General features: G+C 47.1%; 14 protein-coding genes. 8 read left to right on the top strand and 6 right to left on the bottom strand.

All coding sequences use genetic code 11. The features are described from left to right. Positions 1–57 precede the first annotated feature (57 nt). From F8C76_RS04510 to F8C76_RS04495, 4 genes are all read right to left on the bottom strand, one after another. On the bottom strand, positions 58–942 hold the full coding sequence (locus F8C76_RS04510) for a nucleoside phosphorylase (protein ID WP_152130642.1): 885 nt from the start codon (positions 940–942) through the stop codon (positions 58–60). A gap of 1 nt (position 943) precedes the next feature. Continuing rightward, positions 944–1,876, bottom strand: coding sequence for a DUF1835 domain-containing protein (locus F8C76_RS04505; protein ID WP_152130641.1), 933 nt, complete (start codon positions 1,874–1,876; stop codon positions 944–946). Positions 1,877–2,019: 143 nt separating this feature from the next. Further along, positions 2,020–2,349: a translation initiation factor gene (locus tag F8C76_RS04500; protein ID WP_152130640.1), complete on the bottom strand. Its 330-nt coding sequence runs from the start codon at positions 2,347–2,349 to the stop codon at positions 2,020–2,022. Between the two features lie 3 nt (positions 2,350–2,352). Continuing rightward, positions 2,353–3,303 (bottom strand): isopenicillin N synthase family dioxygenase, encoded by a 951-nt coding sequence (locus F8C76_RS04495; RefSeq protein WP_152130639.1) that lies wholly within the window; start codon positions 3,301–3,303, stop codon positions 2,353–2,355. Positions 3,304–3,413: 110 nt separating this feature from the next. Between F8C76_RS04495 and F8C76_RS04490 the strand changes: the two genes are divergently transcribed. The 5 genes from F8C76_RS04490 to F8C76_RS04470 all read left to right on the top strand — a co-directional run bounded on the left by F8C76_RS04490 (position 3,414) and on the right by F8C76_RS04470 (position 8,180). After that, positions 3,414–5,390, top strand: coding sequence for an alpha-ketoacid dehydrogenase subunit alpha/beta (locus F8C76_RS04490; protein ID WP_152130638.1), 1,977 nt, complete (start codon positions 3,414–3,416; stop codon positions 5,388–5,390). A gap of 89 nt (positions 5,391–5,479) precedes the next feature. After that, positions 5,480–5,965 (top strand): lipocalin family protein, encoded by a 486-nt coding sequence (locus F8C76_RS04485; protein ID WP_129652440.1) that lies wholly within the window; start codon positions 5,480–5,482, stop codon positions 5,963–5,965. 3 nt (positions 5,966–5,968) lie between these two features. After that, positions 5,969–6,661 (top strand): YiaD family glycine zipper/OmpA-like lipoprotein, encoded by a 693-nt coding sequence (locus F8C76_RS04480; RefSeq protein ID WP_152130637.1) that lies wholly within the window; start codon positions 5,969–5,971, stop codon positions 6,659–6,661. Between the two features lie 160 nt (positions 6,662–6,821). Then, positions 6,822–7,154 (top strand): hypothetical protein, encoded by a 333-nt coding sequence (locus tag F8C76_RS04475; protein WP_129652438.1) that lies wholly within the window; start codon positions 6,822–6,824, stop codon positions 7,152–7,154. Positions 7,155–7,262: 108 nt separating this feature from the next. After that, positions 7,263–8,180 carry an EamA family transporter gene (locus F8C76_RS04470; RefSeq protein WP_152130636.1) on the top strand — a complete coding sequence of 306 codons (918 nt, stop codon included), beginning with the start codon at positions 7,263–7,265 and terminating at the stop codon, positions 8,178–8,180. A gap of 13 nt (positions 8,181–8,193) precedes the next feature. On the opposite strand, the gene F8C76_RS04465 is transcribed toward F8C76_RS04470, so the two are convergent. Beyond that, positions 8,194–10,410 (bottom strand): carbohydrate binding family 9 domain-containing protein, encoded by a 2,217-nt coding sequence (locus F8C76_RS04465; RefSeq protein WP_211372115.1) that lies wholly within the window; start codon positions 10,408–10,410, stop codon positions 8,194–8,196. Between the two features lie 91 nt (positions 10,411–10,501). On the opposite strand from F8C76_RS04465, the gene F8C76_RS04460 reads away from it, so the two are divergent. Beyond that, a complete protein-coding gene (locus F8C76_RS04460) occupies positions 10,502–11,059 on the top strand; it encodes a DUF4251 domain-containing protein (RefSeq protein ID WP_152130635.1) in 558 nt (185 codons plus the stop codon). A gap of 75 nt (positions 11,060–11,134) precedes the next feature. Beyond that, a complete protein-coding gene (locus F8C76_RS04455; RefSeq protein WP_152130634.1) occupies positions 11,135–12,334 on the top strand; it encodes a PQQ-dependent sugar dehydrogenase in 1,200 nt (399 codons plus the stop codon). Between the two features lie 14 nt (positions 12,335–12,348). Here F8C76_RS04455 and F8C76_RS04450 read toward each other — a convergent pair whose 3' ends face one another. Continuing rightward, positions 12,349–12,537, bottom strand: a complete 189-nt coding sequence (locus F8C76_RS04450) for a hypothetical protein (RefSeq protein WP_152130633.1) — start codon at positions 12,535–12,537, stop codon at positions 12,349–12,351. 598 nt (positions 12,538–13,135) lie between these two features. Here F8C76_RS04450 and F8C76_RS04445 point away from each other — a divergent pair. Further along, positions 13,136–16,261: a WD40/YVTN/BNR-like repeat-containing protein gene (locus tag F8C76_RS04445; protein WP_152130632.1), complete on the top strand. Its 3,126-nt coding sequence runs from the start codon at positions 13,136–13,138 to the stop codon at positions 16,259–16,261. Positions 16,262–16,287 lie beyond the last annotated feature (26 nt).

The following is a 16,287-nucleotide window of genomic DNA, read 5'->3' as shown; positions in this document are numbered from 1 at the left end:
CTTTAGGTTCCAAAAATACCCATTCCGTTTGGTATGGTTTTTATGATGAGCCAAAAATCAAGATATAAAATCACTTGAAACCAGTCTTTCAAGGGTGTACTTGATTAGGTCATCCACGGTCTTATCCCCGGCTTTGGAAAATTCACCAGTGATACGGTTTGCAAGAATGGCATTCAAGGAAACAGCACGATGTCCATGCATTTTGGCCAGTCCGTATATACCTGCGGTCTCCATTTCCAGATTGGTTATCTGTTGATTTTGATAGGTGAATGCGGCAAGACGTTCATTGAAATCGACAATCTTGGGACTAAGGCGAAGATTACGTCCTTGCGGTCCATAAAACCCTGAATTTGTACATGTTATTCCAAATCGTATACGATTTGAAGTAAAAACTTCCCCAAGTTTTTCATCGTAATCCACAGCATATGGATGAATATTAAGACTGTTCCACCCCAGGAATTCACCAAGCTTTTTCTCTAGGCCGATATTGGTGTACTGTCCAGATTCATAAAAGTGCAATAGCCCATCAAGGCCAATGGCACTGGTACTCATCAAGAAAGAGTCTACTGGAATATCAGGTTGGATACTCCCCGATGTACCAATCCGTATAAAACTGAGCTGTATTTTATTGGATTTGACTTTTCGTGTTTTAAAATCAATGTTGGCCAGGGCATCCAATTCATTGAAAACAATGTCGATATTGTCGGTTCCAATACCTGTGGAGAGTACAGTAATGCGCTTTCCCTTGAGATGTCCCGTATGGGTATGGAACTCTCTCTTCTGTTTTTTAACCTCAATGGAATCGAAGTGTTTGCTTACCGAAGAAACACGGTCAGGGTCGCCAACGGTAATAATGGTCGTGGCAATATCCTCCGGGAGAAGATTGAGATGGTAAATACTGCCATCAGGGTTCAGAATCAACTCTGAGTTTCCTAAGGACATTTTAGAGTTTTAGAATACGGTCTGTGGATGTGTTGTATAGAAAGTTATACTTTAAAGAACCTCCAAGATATAGTTGATTATCACGTATTTGCGAGTAATAATTAGTTTGGTTATCCAAAACCTCCTTGCCTTTTTTGGTAAGTCTTACTGGGTTAAAGGAACTGAACAGCGGGCGTAATGAAGTGATGATGCGTTCGTATTGTGTATCACCAAAGCCGTAATACCCTTGATCGCTCAAAAGAGTTCCCAATAATTCTTTTTTTGATTTTGGTTTTTGGTTGAGGGATGTTTCCAAAACCTTGTTTTCCAGTTCGTTGAGTCCATTTTTTATGGACGGGAACCGTTTCAGGTGGGTTTTCAAGGCATCCGCTAGGTATTCAAACTGAAAATCGTTGTGGGCAATCAGGTTTTCCAATCGAATGGGATTGTCGCTGCAGTACAATTGCCAAACATAATCTGCAAATTCAATATCGTCCTGGGTAAGTATGGTCCTTTCTTCGTAGAGTTCTAAAAGCTTTTCGTCGCTCAATTCGTTCAGACCGTACATCTTATTCGTATCATCTTCTTTTCCGCTACAAACCAAGGATATCTCGGCGTGTCTTCTGTGGGTCTTGAGCCAACTTAGAACGGCAAGCATGTTTATCTGACAAAAAAGGTCGTATTCAAACCAGAGGACTATCTGGTCCTGCTGTTTGTGGTTGCATAGAGATCGATACTCCTTCAAGGTCTTTTCAACAAACCACGACTTGGTGACCTTGTAGTTTTTGCTTAAAAAATCGAATCTTGTTTTCCAAAAGGATTCGCTGCCTACGGTGCAGAGGGTCTTTCCTTCGCAGAGCATTTCGCGCCATGTGATGATGTCTCCCTTTAACTGCAGTGATTGTAATCTTGACGTGAAACCGTCGCCGTTGGTAATGTGCAACAGTGATTTCATTTTCAGTTCAGTTTTCGTTGGTTAGGAAGAATAAAAGTAAGGTTTAAACCAAAAACACAAAAATTTTTTCGTAAAACATTGGTTATCAATGTTGAAATTTAACAGGGTTGAAACGTAAAACAGACTTTTTAAAAAGCATGTAATCAACCTCCTACCCGTTTTACCGAAAAACCATGGTCTTTTAAAAACGTCATGATTTTGTCGCGATAATCCCCTTGTATGATGATGGACTCTTTCTTGTAACTCCCGCCAACCCCTAAATAGGTTTTAAGGTCTTTTGTCAATTTTTTAAAATCGGAATCAGCTCCATTGTATCCATCCAAAATGGTGACCGGTTTTCCTTTTCGTTTTTCGTATTTGCAAATGATGGGGTCGTCTTGTAGCCAATACGATGGTGCTTCCTGTTCGGTGTTTTCCACTTCTTCAGGTTCGTGGTCCGGAAAAAGGTTTTTCAATTGATCTTGTAGGTCCATAAATTATTTTTTCACCAAGCCCAATTCTACGAGCCGTTCATGCAAATATTCCCCAGCGGTGGTATCCTCAAAGGCTTTGGGGTGTTCTTTATCAATACAATCTTCAAGACAATTGAGCGGCATGTCGCTCACAGGATGCATAAAGAAAGGTATGGAGTACCGCGAAGTGCCCCACAGTTCCCTGGGAGGGTTCACTACTTGGTGTATGGTTGATTTGAGTTTGTTGTTGGTCAAACGGGAGAGCATATCGCCCACATTGATCATCAACTGGTCGGGGCGTGCAATGGCATCTACCCATTCGCCTTCATGGTTCTGGACCTGCAATCCTTTTCCATGGGCGCCCATAAGAAGGGTAATCAAATTGATGTCCCCATGCGCTGCTGCACGGACCGCATTCTTGGGTTCTTGGGTAATGGGAGGGTAGTGAATAGGACGGAGAATGGAATTCCCATTTTTGATGTAATCGTCAAAATAGGTTTCCTCCAGCCCCAAATGAAGGGCCAAGGCCCGCAACACATATTGGGCGGTCTTCTCCAACATTTTGTAGGTTTCTTTTCCCACGGTATTGAACTCGGGCAACTCGCTAACAGTTACATTGTCAGGATACTCCGCTTCCAACGTTGGATTGTTTTCCACATATTGTCCAAAATGCCAAAATTCTTTCAGGTCACCTTCCTTTTTTCCTTTGGCGTGCTCTTTTCCGAAGGAAGTATAGCCCCTTTGCCCTCCAATGCCCTCAATTTCGTAGGTATCCTTGACGTCTTGATGTAATTGGAAGAATTTTTTGATTTCGGCATAGAGCTGGTCTACCAGTTCATCGGAAAGAAAATGACCGCTAAGGGCCACAAAACCGATATCTTCAAATGCAGCACCGATTTCTTTGACAAACTTTTCTTTTCTAGCCGGATCTCCTGAAACAAAATCCTCCAGGTTTACACTTGGAATTGCGCTCATGTCGTCAATTTTGGATTACATTCAAAAGTAATGATTTCAATGGAACGATTGGGAATTTCACAAAATATGAATGCTTTTTTTCTACTTTTATCAAACACGAATTTTAGGATATGCGATACCATATAGGGGATTTGGACCAACAGAAATTACGGGACTTGTATACGGCAATGTTAAAGCCCAGGATGATAGAGGAAAAGATGTTGGTGCTGCTACGGCAGGGGAAGATTTCCAAATGGTTCAGTGGGATTGGTCAAGAGGCCATCTCCGTTGGTGTAACCCATGCCCTGAAGTCTGAGGAGTACATTTTGCCCATGCATAGGAATTTGGGGGTGTTCACTTCTCGAAATATTCCCTTGCACCGTCTCTTTGCACAGTGGCAGGGAAAGCAAAGTGGTTTTACCCAAGGGCGTGACCGAAGCTTTCATTTTGGTACTCAGGAATACAAGATTGTGGGGATGATATCGCATTTGGGCCCTCAATTGGGAGTGGCCGATGGAATTGCTCTGGCCAATATGTTGAAACGGAACAAGCAGGTAACCGCAGTTTTTACAGGTGAAGGAGCCACTAGCGAAGGTGATTTTCATGAAGCGCTCAATGTGGCCTCGGTTTGGAACCTTCCTGTGCTGTTCTGTATTGAAAATAACGGTTATGGTCTATCCACACCCACCAATGAGCAGTACAATTGCGAGAATCTGGCAGATAGGGCCAGGGGCTATGGGATGGAATCCCGAATTATTGATGGGAACAATATTTTGGAAGTTTATACCAAGGTCGATGAGATTTGTAGAACCATTCGTAAACGTCCCCGTCCCATTCTTCTCGAGTTCAAGACTTTTCGCATGCGTGGGCATGAAGAGGCTAGCGGTACCAAGTACGTTCCTGAAAATTTGATGAAAAAATGGGCCAAGAAGGACCCTATCGCCAACTACGAATCTTTTTTGTTGGATGAAAACCTGGTCTCTATGGAAGAAATAGAAGCGCTGAAGGAGCGGATATCGGCGGAAATCAATGAAAATCTGCAAATGGCCTTTGATGAACCTGTTATTTCTTCAATTGAAAGTAAAGAATTAGGTGAAGTATACCAAGATTTTAAATTTGAGGAAGTTGAAATTAGAAATGAAATAAAGAATATTCGTTTTGTAGATGCCATTTCCGAAGGTTTGGAACAATCCATGTACCGTCATAATGAACTTATTCTTATGGGGCAGGATATTGCCGATTACGGTGGGGTTTTTAAGATTACCGAAGGGTTTATTTCAAAGTTTGGAAAGAGCCGTGTGCGCAATACGCCCATTTGCGAATCGGTGATTGTGTCAGCAGCCATGGGACTTTCCATCAATGGCATGAAGGCCGTGGTGGAAATGCAGTTTGCGGATTTTGTGAGCAGCGGATTCAATCCCATAGTGAACTATTTGGCCAAAGTACATTACCGATGGAATGAAAAAGCCGATGTAGTGATACGAATGCCTTGTGGTGGCGGGGTTGGGGCAGGACCGTTCCACTCGCAGACCAATGAGGCTTGGTTTACCAAGGTGCCTGGGCTTAAGGTGGTGTATCCTGCTTTCCCGCATGATGCCAAAGGATTGTTGAATACGGCCATCAATGATCCCAATCCCGTATTGTTCTTTGAGCACAAAGGATTGTACAGGAGTGTCTATGGTGATGTGCCATTGGACTATTACACTTTACCCTTGGGAAAGGCCAATTTGGTGAAGGAGGGAGAAGCGGTTTCCATAGTAAGTTACGGTGCTGGGGTGCATTGGGCCTTGGAGGTGTTGGAAAAACATCCGGAAATTGAAGCGGATCTCGTAGATTTGTGTACGCTGCAACCTCTGGACGCTGATGCTGTCTATACCTCGGTAAGGAAGACGGGAAAGCTCATCATATTGCAAGAAGATACGTTATTTGGCGGTATTGCGAGTGATATCTCGGCAATGGTCATGGAAAATTGTTTTGAACATTTGGACGCCCCCGTAAAAAGGGTGGGGAGTTTGGAAACACCGGTACCATTCGCTAGGGAATTAGAGGAGAATTACCTGCCCAAGAAAAGATTTGAAACAGCATTATTGGAGCTGTACAATTATTGAATTACTGACGCATTAACAATTTTTTAATACCCCAAGAGGACATTTTAGGTGTCTCACTCGTATATATGTAAACTTAAACTCCAATTCTTATGGTAAAACAATCATTTTTAATCATTGCACTGGCAGGACTTTTACTTACGTCTTGCTCCGTGTCCAAAAGCGCAAGAACGCAACGTAACCTTTTTAGTGGTACGTGGATTTTGGACAACATTTCCTACGAGAACAATTCAGGCAATTTTAAATCCGTCATCTTTAATGATGCCGAAGATATCTGCTTTGAGGGAAGCCAATGGTTCTTCAGGGACAACAACAGTACTGGAAGATACACCATTAACCAAAGCACCCTCTGCCAAGGCGGAGACCGTTTTTTCAGATGGTCCGTGGTGGAGCCCTCTCAGAACTACAGCAGTCAATTGCAGTTCAAATTTATCGATGAAAATCGCAAGGACATTTCCGGAGGATATGGGTATCGATTGAATATCGTTAACCTTTCGGAGCAAAATATGACACTGAAATCCAACGTTTCGGTGGATGGACAGCCAGTAACCATAGTTTATGAATTCACAAAAAGCTAACACATGAAAAGAATTATAGTAAAAAGTACAACAGCAGTCTTGGCATTGAGCCTTATTTTAAGCTGTAATGCCATACAAAATGCCAATAACACCCAAAAAGGTGCCGCTATAGGTGCCGGTGGTGGAGCCGTGATCGGTGGAATCATCGGGAACAACGTTGGAAAAGGAAACACAGCCCTTGGTGCCATCATTGGTGCCGTTGTGGGTGGTGCTGCCGGTGGTTATATCGGTAATCGTATGGACCGACAGGCAGAACGTATCGAAGAAGAAATTCCTGGCGCAGAGGTAAAACGTGTGGGAGAAGGTATCAATGTTACCTTTAGTGGCGAAAACGGGGTATATTTTGATACCAACAAGTCTGATATCAAAGGAGCTTCCGCAACCACTTTGGATAAATTGGCCGGTATTTTTAAGGAATACCCAAAATCCAATATCTTGGTAGAGGGACATACCGATAGCGCCGGAAGCGACGCCTATAACATGACCCTATCCCAGCAACGGGCGCAGTCCGTGACCAACTACTTGACGTCCAAAGGGATTTCAAGCGGTAGGTTCACCACCAAGTGGTATGGCGAGACCCAGCCCATTGAAACCAATGAAACTGCAGAAGGAAGGGCGCAGAACCGTCGTGTTGAGCTTGCCATTATAGCAAGTGATGAACTAAAAGAAGAAGCTTACGAGCAGACCAAAAACTAGTAGGCAATTTTGATAGACCAAAGCCCGATGGATTCCATCGGGCTTTTTTTTGATGGCTATAACGAGAATTAACACAAATTTGAAGTTTTTTTTAAAGCCAAAATGTAGGATAATCACTACCTTAAGGAAAGTTTTACAGACTCCTAAAATTCCAAACATCATGGGCGATATCCTTGAAAACAACACATATCAGATTCAGGAGCTATTGGTAAGAATGGAGCGAAACAACAAGCTTATTCAGCGTCTTTCCAAAAAGTTGGGTTCCTATACCTGTGAGCCCCACGACTATTCCTGTTTTGAGAAGTTGTATGAACTCAAGCGAAGCTTCAAGGAATATACAGGTGACCAAAAGCGCATTATGGATAGCCTCAAGGAGAAAATGGGACAAACCACGGAGGATTTGGGTGATGAAATTGAGCACCATTTTGCGCATTTCAAACAATTGGAAAAGGATATAGCTGCCTATTTGCTGGATACGGACAAGTACAGTTGATTTTCAGTGCGCTACCCTAAAATTCACTTTCTTCATAAACAAAATGGGGAAATGTTTCATACTCCTGCAAACATCCGTAATATTGTAAGGCGATAAACCAGTCTTTCAATGGGAAAATCCTCAAACTCTGCCCTAGTTATCCTAGCTTTTTTTGCCATTTACGTAATCTGGGGGTCCACATACCTTTTGAACAAGATTGCGGTCATGGAATTGCCCCCGTTTATGCTGGCCTCATGCCGATTTACCACAGCGGGACTATTGATATTTGCCTTGGCAAGATCCATGGGCATTTCGCTAAAGATTACCAAAAGACAATTGTGGAATACCATAATCGCAGGAATCCTTTTTCTGAGTTTTGGAAATGGGGTAGTGGTATGGGCTTTACGATATGTGGATAGTGGCTTTGCCGCCTTGGAAATATCTGCCCAGCCCTTGATCATCCTTTTGTTGATGCGTTTTTTACAGGGCAAAAAAATAAAGCCCATGTCGTTGGTTGGGGTAGGTCTGGGTGTTATCGGGATTTACTTATTGGTAAGCCAAAAACAGATTATTGCCCAAGAAAGTTCCATTATAGGAATGATCATGATATTTTTCTGTATGCTTAGTTGGGCCTACAGTAGCCTTTTTGTCTCCAAGGCCGATTTGCCCAATAACTATTTTGTGAACACGGGATATCAAATGTTCACTGGGGGTATTATCCTGGCCTTGATGAGTTTGGGTTTTGGTGAAGAGTGGATATCTCCCATGGATTGGAGTGGCAAGGTACAATTGTCCATGGTCTTGCTGATTGTTTTTGGAAGTATCGTGGCATTTACCTCGTTCAATTATTTGTTGAAAGCGGTATCCCCAGAAAAAGTGGCTACATCCACCTATGTCAATCCCATTGTGGCGTTACTGTTGGGATGGTATTTTTTGGATGAGCAGATAACGCTTCAATCCATCATGGCGGCCGCGATATTGCTCACAGGAGTATATTTCATCAATACCAAAAAGACCTTGGCCATTTTTGAACGCTTCAAGCGATAAGACGGACTACCATTCAATTCAATAGATCAAAACGGTGGGTATATTTTATGCTGAGTGTCTGATTGTCCACGGCATCGATTAAATCATCGTCCTTCACCACATTGAATACCACGAACAAACCGGTATTGGCGTTCTGCAACCACCCAAAACGGGCGTTCACCGAGGTGATATTGGATACATTGTTTCGCTGGATCAAGCTTTGGATAAAGATTCTGGGCGTGAAGGAATAGGAAAGTCGCAGTCCGCCCACCAAGGCCGTTAAGTCCCCAGTGTCCAGTTGAATATCGCTATGGCTAAAGGTCAATGAACTGTTGAATCTATCCCCGACCCTGTACTTGGCGGTTCCACTGTTGGTGATTTGGTGTCCGTTGAAATAGCCCCCGATAATGGTTCGCGTGTCAAACGAAAGTGCGTTATTGGGATTGGTGGTGATCACGAGCTGCAACTCTTCATTTTCATAATTGCCCACGGGTACGGTGACATCCGAAATGGTAAAATCCTCCAACACCCGTTCCGTGGTAAAGTTGATACCGGTGTGGATTTCGAACCCACTCTTGAATACCCAGTGATTGTCCACATGCAGGAAACTGGTGATCAATTGGTCGTCAAAGTTCCAGTACCCGCGATAGGAAACATGGGGGCGTATCTCCAACATTTGGCCTGCATTTTTAAAGCGATGGGCCTTAAAGACCAGAAATTCAGGTTTTCTAAAGGCAGTTCGTTGCAAAAAGCCCACTTCAGGGTTGAATCCTTCACCAACTTCGGTATATCCTGCATTGATGTTCCAACCACTCCACTCATAATTGCCCAAGATCTTAAAGGCATGGTCCCCATTTTCAATGCCCGGGGTAACACTCTTGGCCACAAAACCATTGATCGTGGCTTTGTTCCCAATGCCCCATTTGCCATCCATGGCATAGACCCGGTTATAGTCATCGTCCATCTCGCCCAGACCAGCTCTATTCACTAAAATACCGCCCAAGGAAGATCGTGTCCCCCCAAAGTTATGGTTGACGCGGGCCACGGTAAAGTTGTTCTTTTCAATATCGGCCTCGACCACATCATCCGTGAACATGCTCAAAAACCCTACGTTGGTCTGTCCCACTTTTCCGGACAATCGTGCCCCGCCTATGATGGGGACCAAGCTGCCATCCTCACCGATACCGATGCGCCTGCTGAAGAACAGGTCCACTTCTCCCGGGCTTCCCACACCAAACTGCCCCGCATTTTCCAAGAAAAACGCCCTTTTCTCAGGAAAAAAGAGGTTGAAACGGTCTAGGTTCACCTGTTGATCATCCACCTCTACTTGGGCAAAGTCGGTGTTATAGGTAAGGTCCAGCGTAAGACTGGGCGTAACACTGTACTTGATGTCCGCCCCTGCATCAAAATGGGTGTCCGTTTCGTTGGGCGATACGGATTTGTCGTTCACATACTGTCCCAGCACATAGGGAATCAGTTTCAGGTTGCCGGGATTTCTCAGGTTCAGTCCGCTAAGGTTTCCGGCCAAGGACAAACGTTTCATATCAAAACCCAAGGGGAGGGAGGTCCAATACGCAGTTTCCGTATTCTTGCTGATGTTGCGTTGAAAATTGAGTCCCCAGGTCTTGTCTTTGCCCGGTGCAAAACGCAGGGACCGGAAAGGAATGGCAAACTCGGCACTCCAACCATAATCGCCCAATTGCGAACGTACCTTCCAAGTGGCATCCCAATTCAGGTTGGTGCCCCCAATGACACCGCCCTGTTGCCGATTGGCATTGTTGTTCCCCTTACCCTCATTGTCTATTTGCGCATCGTATTCCATTCCTTGCGCATTGGTGCCGAAAAGAAAGCCATTTTGTCTATCGTGGTAGGTATCAATGATAAAGAGAAAGCTGTCTTCATCGTTCAGGTCCGCATCACGGCGGGAGTCGGAAACCACAATGCCTTTCGCGTTTTTATCGTAACAGACCACGGCTACATAAAAGGTAGTGGCCGTATACGCCACTCGTACTTCGGTCCGTTCCGAGACCGCTTCCCCGTAATTGGGTTTTATCTGCACCAGATCCGTGATGGCAGGAATGTTCTGCCATAGGGGGTCGTTGATGATTTCGCCGTCCACTTGAGGGTCGGTTTCAAGTTCTGTGGCAAAATAAGTGGGCTTGTTACTTTGGGTCAGGGTTTGTTGTGATGACGCAAAAAAAACGTTCAACAGCGCTAAGACCACAAAGGGTTTTCCGAAGGCAATTTTCATAAAGTGAGGTCTGGTTTGATGTTAAATATACTCTTTAAATCGGAAATCTTTCAGGGATTGATTATTTTGTAAAGACCTTTAATCCATTGTAATGAAGACCGTTATAAAATATATGTTTGTGGTATTGATACTAGGGGCCGCAGGCTGTGCCTCAAACCCTGGGTCCAAGGTTTCGACTGCCGAATTGGAAGCATTGAACAACGCTATTTCACAAAAATCCATTGATATCACTGCACGTTGGGCCCGACCCATGCCCGATCAGGCCTTGACCAGTATTGCCAATGCAGGATTGATTTCCCCGGGCAGCTCCATTAACCGTATAGACATTACCGGAAGTGGTAGTTACTTGCGGGTAGTCCAGGATAGTGTTATGGCCGATCTCTCTTATTTTGGTCTACGACAGATAGGAGGAACGTACAATCCACGTAAAGGGGGAATCCACTTTAAGGGATTGGCCAAGGACTTCACTGTGGAACCTACCAAAAAGGGTGATGGATATACCATCCAGTTTTCCGTAAACGAGGGAGTGGAGAACTATCAAGTTACCGCCCATGTGTTCCCATCCCAAATCAGTAATATCAGTGTTGTAAGCTCCCATAGGGGACCTATCTGGTATGATGGCACATGGGAGCCTTATAACCCGGAATAATTTACTCCTAGTCTTGAATTACATCTTTTTGTCATAGTTTTATGCAAGAAATCCATAGCACTTAAAAATAGCGTGATGAAATATTCCCAAGTACCCTACAAATTGATTTTTGCATCGGCCATTTCGTTGATGGTCTTCTCCTGTAATGGAAAAAAGGAGGAAACCAATGAGGAACAAGCCAATGACCAAACCGAACCAGAGGTTATCCACACACCTTCCGAATCCAGTTTGCCCTTGGAACTGTTGAACCTCCCCGAAGGGTTTAGGATTGGCACCTATGCCGAGAATGTGGAGGGTGCCCGTTCCATGGCCATGGGGGACAAAGGGACTCTTTTTGTGGGAACACGTAACGAGAACAAGGTATATGCCCTCCAAGATGCGGATGGCGACCTAAAGGCTGAAAAGATTTTTGAGATCGCTTCCGATCTGGAGCAGCCCAATGGAGTGGCGTTCAGGGATGGGTCTTTGTATGTGGCCGCGGTGAACAAGCTTTTGCGTTATGACAATATTGAGGACAATTTGGCCAATCCGCCAGAACCTGTGGTGATCTATGACGATTATCCAACGGAGTTCCATCATGGCTGGAAATATATCGCCTTTGGGCCTGATGGGAAATTGTACGTCCCCGTTGGTGCTCCCTGTAACATTTGCGAGCGCAGTAGTGAGGATGAGCGCTTTGCCACCATCACCCGTATGGACCCCGATGGGACCAATCGTGAGATCTACGCCAAAGGCGTTCGGAATACCGTTGGGTTTACTTGGCATCCAGAAACCGGGGAGTTGTGGTTCACCGATAACAACCGTGACATGATGGGGGATGACCTTCCTCCAGGGGAACTTAACCGGGTGACCGAGGCGGGACAACATTTTGGTTATCCGTACTGCCATGGTGGCACCGTAAAAGACCCCGAATTTGGAGACCAGCGCCCTTGCTCCGATTTTGTGGCACCTGCACAGGCCATGGGCGCCCACGTGGCCCCATTGGGCGTAAAGTTTGATACCGGCTCCATGTTCCCATCCGAATACAAGGGACATGCCTTTGTGGCCGAACACGGTTCGTGGAACCGTTCTTCCAAGGTGGGGTATAGGATCACTTTGGTGAAATTGGAAAATAGTGAGGCCGTGAGCTACGAGCCCTTTATCGATGGCTGGTTGGACGAAGAGAAACAGGAGGCCTTTGGCCGTCCGGTGGACCTTTTGTTCATGAAGGACGGTTCCCTACTGATTTCCGATGATGTGGGCAATGCCATCTACCGGGTCACCTATCAGCAGTAACCTAGACAAAAGTTTTAGGGGTTTGTGGGGGTAAAATCCTCCATTTTCCATGTACTTGGCGGATTTCCTTCACTGGAGATTTCCAAAAACACATAGGAGGCTTTGCCGTACCTGCTTTTGGATACAATGCGCTCAATGGTATAGGTCCATTTGCCGTGTTCAAAGATGAACTCGGCCTTGTCCTTTCCCTTGCTTTTTTTCATGTATCCGTTTTTCAGGACAAAGCAGGGTAGTTCCGCAGCGGTTTTGGGTCTCCGCCAGCAACTGTATTGGATGTCGCCGTGGGGCTGTTGGGTTATGGCGATGGTAAATTGTAGGTTTCGGCACAAGATGAGTGTCCGTCTCGGGGTCGGGTCAGTAAAAGAAATGGCGATGGCGGTTATTTTAGGTTGATTTGGTTTAAGAGGAACGGAATCCGTCAGTGGGTATTGTCACTAAAGGATATTTTTCCTTTTCCAACTTGTTCCATGGATGAATCCAAAGATGTAGATGATGAGTCCAACACAAATAAGACAAAAAATTTGTAGGGTATTTATAGTTTCTAGAGTAGTCATTTTCCTAAATTTTTTGGAAAGCTAACAAAGTCATGGGGTATTGCGCACTCCCAATTGATGAATGGCCCATTTTAATTGATGAATGACCCATTTGAATTGACGGACGCGTTATTCTGCGTTTCAAAACCCCAAAAAATTCTTCATCTTGGGGTAGCTTTTTGTCCCGCCAATTTGTTATTTTCATAACCTAGGTGTAAGAAAACCAACACCTTGCACAACGACTAATTCAAAATAGACCGACCTCAGCATGAAAAAACTCACTTTCCTTTGCTTGGCATGCCTATGCATGGCCCCCTTTTCCTTCGGACAGCGGAAAAGCACCACACCCAACATCACCGAATCCCTTTATGGCTCCATGGCCTACCGCAACATTGGCCCTTTCCGGGGCGGCAGGGTAACCACTGTTGAGGGGATTCCCAACGACATCTTCACCTATTATATGGGTGCCACGGGGGGTGGCGTCTGGAAAACCACCGATGGCGGTGCTACTTGGAACAACATTTCCGATGACTTTTTCAACACCACGGGTATTGGCGATATCACCGTGGCCCCATCGGACCATAACATTGTGTATGTGGGTACGGGCGAATCCTGCATCCGAGGGGTAAAAACCTCCCATGGCGATGGCATGTACAAATCCACCGATGCGGGCAAGACCTGGAAACACATCGGCTTGGCCGAGACCCGCCATATCGGCGAGGTGTACGTACATCCCAAGAACCCTGATTGGGTCTACGTGGCCGCACAGGGCAACCCTTGGGGCAAGGACGAGCACCGCGGCCTCTACCTCTCCAAAAATGGTGGCGAGAGTTGGGAAAAAATTTTATATGTAAGTGATGATTCCGGCATTGTGGATATGACCGTGAGCGACGAGGACCCCAATTTTATGATGGTCACTTCGTGGCAGTTCCAGCGCAAGCCTTGGGCGCTCACCAGTGGAGGACCCAACAGCAAGGTCTTCAAGACCACCGATGGCGGCAAGACCTGGAAAGAGACCGGCAAGGGCCTGCCCAAACTCAAGGGCAAACTGGGCATCGACATATCGCCAGCCAACCCCAACATTGTATATATGGTGGTGGAGGCCAAGGAGCGCGAGGGCGGGGTCTACCGTTCCGATGACGCCGGGGAAACCTTTAAACATACCAGTAACAATGCCACGACCTTCGCACGGCCGTGGTACTATATCCATGTGATTGCCGACCCCAACGACGAGGACGAAATCTGGGTCATGAACAGCTTCGCCATGAAATCCATTGATGGCGGCAAGACCTTTAGCGGGGAACCGTTTACCCATGTGGACCATCACGATATGTGGATCAACCCCAACGACAGCAACATTATGATCAATGCCAACGATGGCGGCGCGGCCGTCACCTACAACGGGGGCAAATCATGGTCCAGCATCTACAACCAGCCCACGGGGCAGTTTTACCGTGCGCTGACGGACAACGGCCATCCGTACCGGGTATACTCCGGCCAGCAGGACAACAGCACCATCGCCATAGACAGCCGGGTCATGGACGACGGTATTGGCGAGATGCACTGGGACGTGATGCGTGCCGGGGAATCCTCCACCGTGGCCCTGGACCCCAACAATCCCCGTTTTGTGTACTCCACCTATTTTGCCAGCAATTTTGTGGAGTGGGACCGCGATATCGATAATACCCGCATGGTGCGGCCCTATCCTGAGCGCATCAGTGGGGAGCAGCCTAAAAATTTAAAGCTACGGGCCAATTGGAACGGCCCCGTGATCGTATCGCCCCATGACCCCAATGTGATCTACTACGGCTCGCAGTACGTGATGAAATCCACCGACCGTGGGGTCACTTGGGAGACCATCAGCGAGGATCTTACCCGGAACAACAAGGACCACCAAGGCGAGGGGGGAGGCCCCATCACCAATGAGCAGATCACGGCCGAGAGCTACAACAACCTCTTCAACATCGAGGAATCGCCCCTGCGCGAAGGCGTGGTGTGGGTAGGCTCCGACTGCGGGCTGGTGCACGTGACCCAAGATGGCGGAAAGACCTGGGCCAACGTCACCCCCAAAGGATTGCCCGAGGCCATCATCAATGTGGTGGAACCTTCGCCCCATGATGCGGCCACGGCCTACATTGCGGTGGCGGGCTACAAACTGAACAATTTTACCCCCATGATCTACAAGACCACCGACTACGGCGCCTCTTGGCAGAAGATCACAAACGGGCTGCCCGGCGAAACCTTTGCGCGTAGCGTGCGCGAGGACCCGGACCGCAAGGGACTGCTCTATGCCGGTACCGAGACCGGAATGTACGTCTCCTTTACCGATGGCCAACAGTGGCTGCCCCTGCAGAACAACCTGCCCGAAGTGCCCATTACGGACCTTCGCGTGCAGCGCAAGGACCTTGTGGTGACCACCCAGGGCCGTGCCATTTGGATCTTGGACGACCTTACGCCCCTGCACCAGATCACCGATGCGGTGGCCGCGGCGGACCATTACCTGTACCAACCCCGCGATACCCATGCCGAGCTCTCCGTGGCCTACAGCATAGATGGCGGATATGGCCAGAACCCGCCCAAGGGCGTACAGTTGCATTACCTGAACAACAAGGCCGTAGGGGAGGGCACCCCCATGGCGTTGGAGATCTTGGACGGCAACGGCACCGTGATCCATGCCGAGTATACCGATCGCCCCCGCACCGGCTGCGATACCTTGGTAAAGCCCCAACTGAAAAAGGGCCTTGGCGCCCACCGCTATAGCTGGAACATGAAAGTGGGCCGTTTTGACTGCCTTACCGAACTCTATACCACCAACCGCGACCTGAGCGCCTACGATGCCGCCCCCGGCAACTACCAAGTACGCCTTACCGTGGGGGACCAGGTGCAGACCCGTGATTTTGCCATAACCGTGGACCCACGGATCAAGACCAGTGTGCAGAACGTGGAGGCCGCCTATGCCGAACGCGATGGCCTCTCCCGATCCATTTACGAAGCCGCCACCCAAATGGCCAAGGGCGTGCGCGACCTGCGGAAGATCAAGCAGCAACTGCATTTTGTGCTGGGCGAGACCCAGGATGCCCAATTGCAGGAAAAGGGCAAGGCCCTGGACCAAGCCGTGGATGTGTGGATTGCGAAGATCCTGCAAAAGGAAATGCGTACCTACCAGAGCAACTATATGTTCGAGGCGCGGCTCTTGATCAAGTTCAAGGATTTCTTGAACGAGATCGGACAGGGCAATTTGCCCGTGAGCCAGGGCATGCGCGATGTTACCCGTGACTATCTGGCCCAATGGACCGCCCTAAAGGGCGAGCTGCAACATATAAAGGCCCAAGACGTGGCCCAGTACAATACGCTTTTACAGGGCGCAGGGCTGCCGGAACTGTATGTGCCATAGTATTATGAGATTTATTTTAGTTGATA

Origin of the sequence: Flagellimonas olearia, assembly GCF_009184425.1 — a bacterium.
Lineage (GTDB): Bacteria > Bacteroidota > Bacteroidia > Flavobacteriales > Flavobacteriaceae > Flagellimonas > Flagellimonas olearia.
This window is presented reverse-complemented; position numbering and strand designations above follow the sequence as displayed.

What these genes read in the sequence shown, in the direction of transcription:
- F8C76_RS04510 (WP_152130642.1), bottom strand. Translation starts at nt 942, where the DNA reads ATGTCCTTAGGAAACTCAGAGTTGATTCTGAACCCTGATGGCAGTATT.
- F8C76_RS04505 (WP_152130641.1), bottom strand. Translation starts at nt 1,876, where the DNA reads ATGAAATCACTGTTGCACATTACCAACGGCGACGGTTTCACGTCAAGA.
- F8C76_RS04500 (WP_152130640.1), bottom strand. Translation starts at nt 2,349, where the DNA reads ATGGACCTACAAGATCAATTGAAAAACCTTTTTCCGGACCACGAACCT.
- F8C76_RS04495 (WP_152130639.1), bottom strand. Translation starts at nt 3,303, where the DNA reads ATGAGCGCAATTCCAAGTGTAAACCTGGAGGATTTTGTTTCAGGAGAT.
- F8C76_RS04490 (WP_152130638.1), top strand. Translation starts at nt 3,414, where the DNA reads ATGCGATACCATATAGGGGATTTGGACCAACAGAAATTACGGGACTTG.
- F8C76_RS04485 (WP_129652440.1), top strand. Translation starts at nt 5,480, where the DNA reads ATGGTAAAACAATCATTTTTAATCATTGCACTGGCAGGACTTTTACTT.
- F8C76_RS04480 (WP_152130637.1), top strand. Translation starts at nt 5,969, where the DNA reads ATGAAAAGAATTATAGTAAAAAGTACAACAGCAGTCTTGGCATTGAGC.
- F8C76_RS04475 (WP_129652438.1), top strand. Translation starts at nt 6,822, where the DNA reads ATGGGCGATATCCTTGAAAACAACACATATCAGATTCAGGAGCTATTG.
- F8C76_RS04470 (WP_152130636.1), top strand. Translation starts at nt 7,263, where the DNA reads ATGGGAAAATCCTCAAACTCTGCCCTAGTTATCCTAGCTTTTTTTGCC.
- F8C76_RS04465 (WP_211372115.1), bottom strand. Translation starts at nt 10,410, where the DNA reads ATGAAAATTGCCTTCGGAAAACCCTTTGTGGTCTTAGCGCTGTTGAAC.
- F8C76_RS04460 (WP_152130635.1), top strand. Translation starts at nt 10,502, where the DNA reads ATGAAGACCGTTATAAAATATATGTTTGTGGTATTGATACTAGGGGCC.
- F8C76_RS04455 (WP_152130634.1), top strand. Translation starts at nt 11,135, where the DNA reads ATGAAATATTCCCAAGTACCCTACAAATTGATTTTTGCATCGGCCATT.
- F8C76_RS04450 (WP_152130633.1), bottom strand. Translation starts at nt 12,537, where the DNA reads ATGAAAAAAAGCAAGGGAAAGGACAAGGCCGAGTTCATCTTTGAACAC.
- F8C76_RS04445 (WP_152130632.1), top strand. Translation starts at nt 13,136, where the DNA reads ATGAAAAAACTCACTTTCCTTTGCTTGGCATGCCTATGCATGGCCCCC.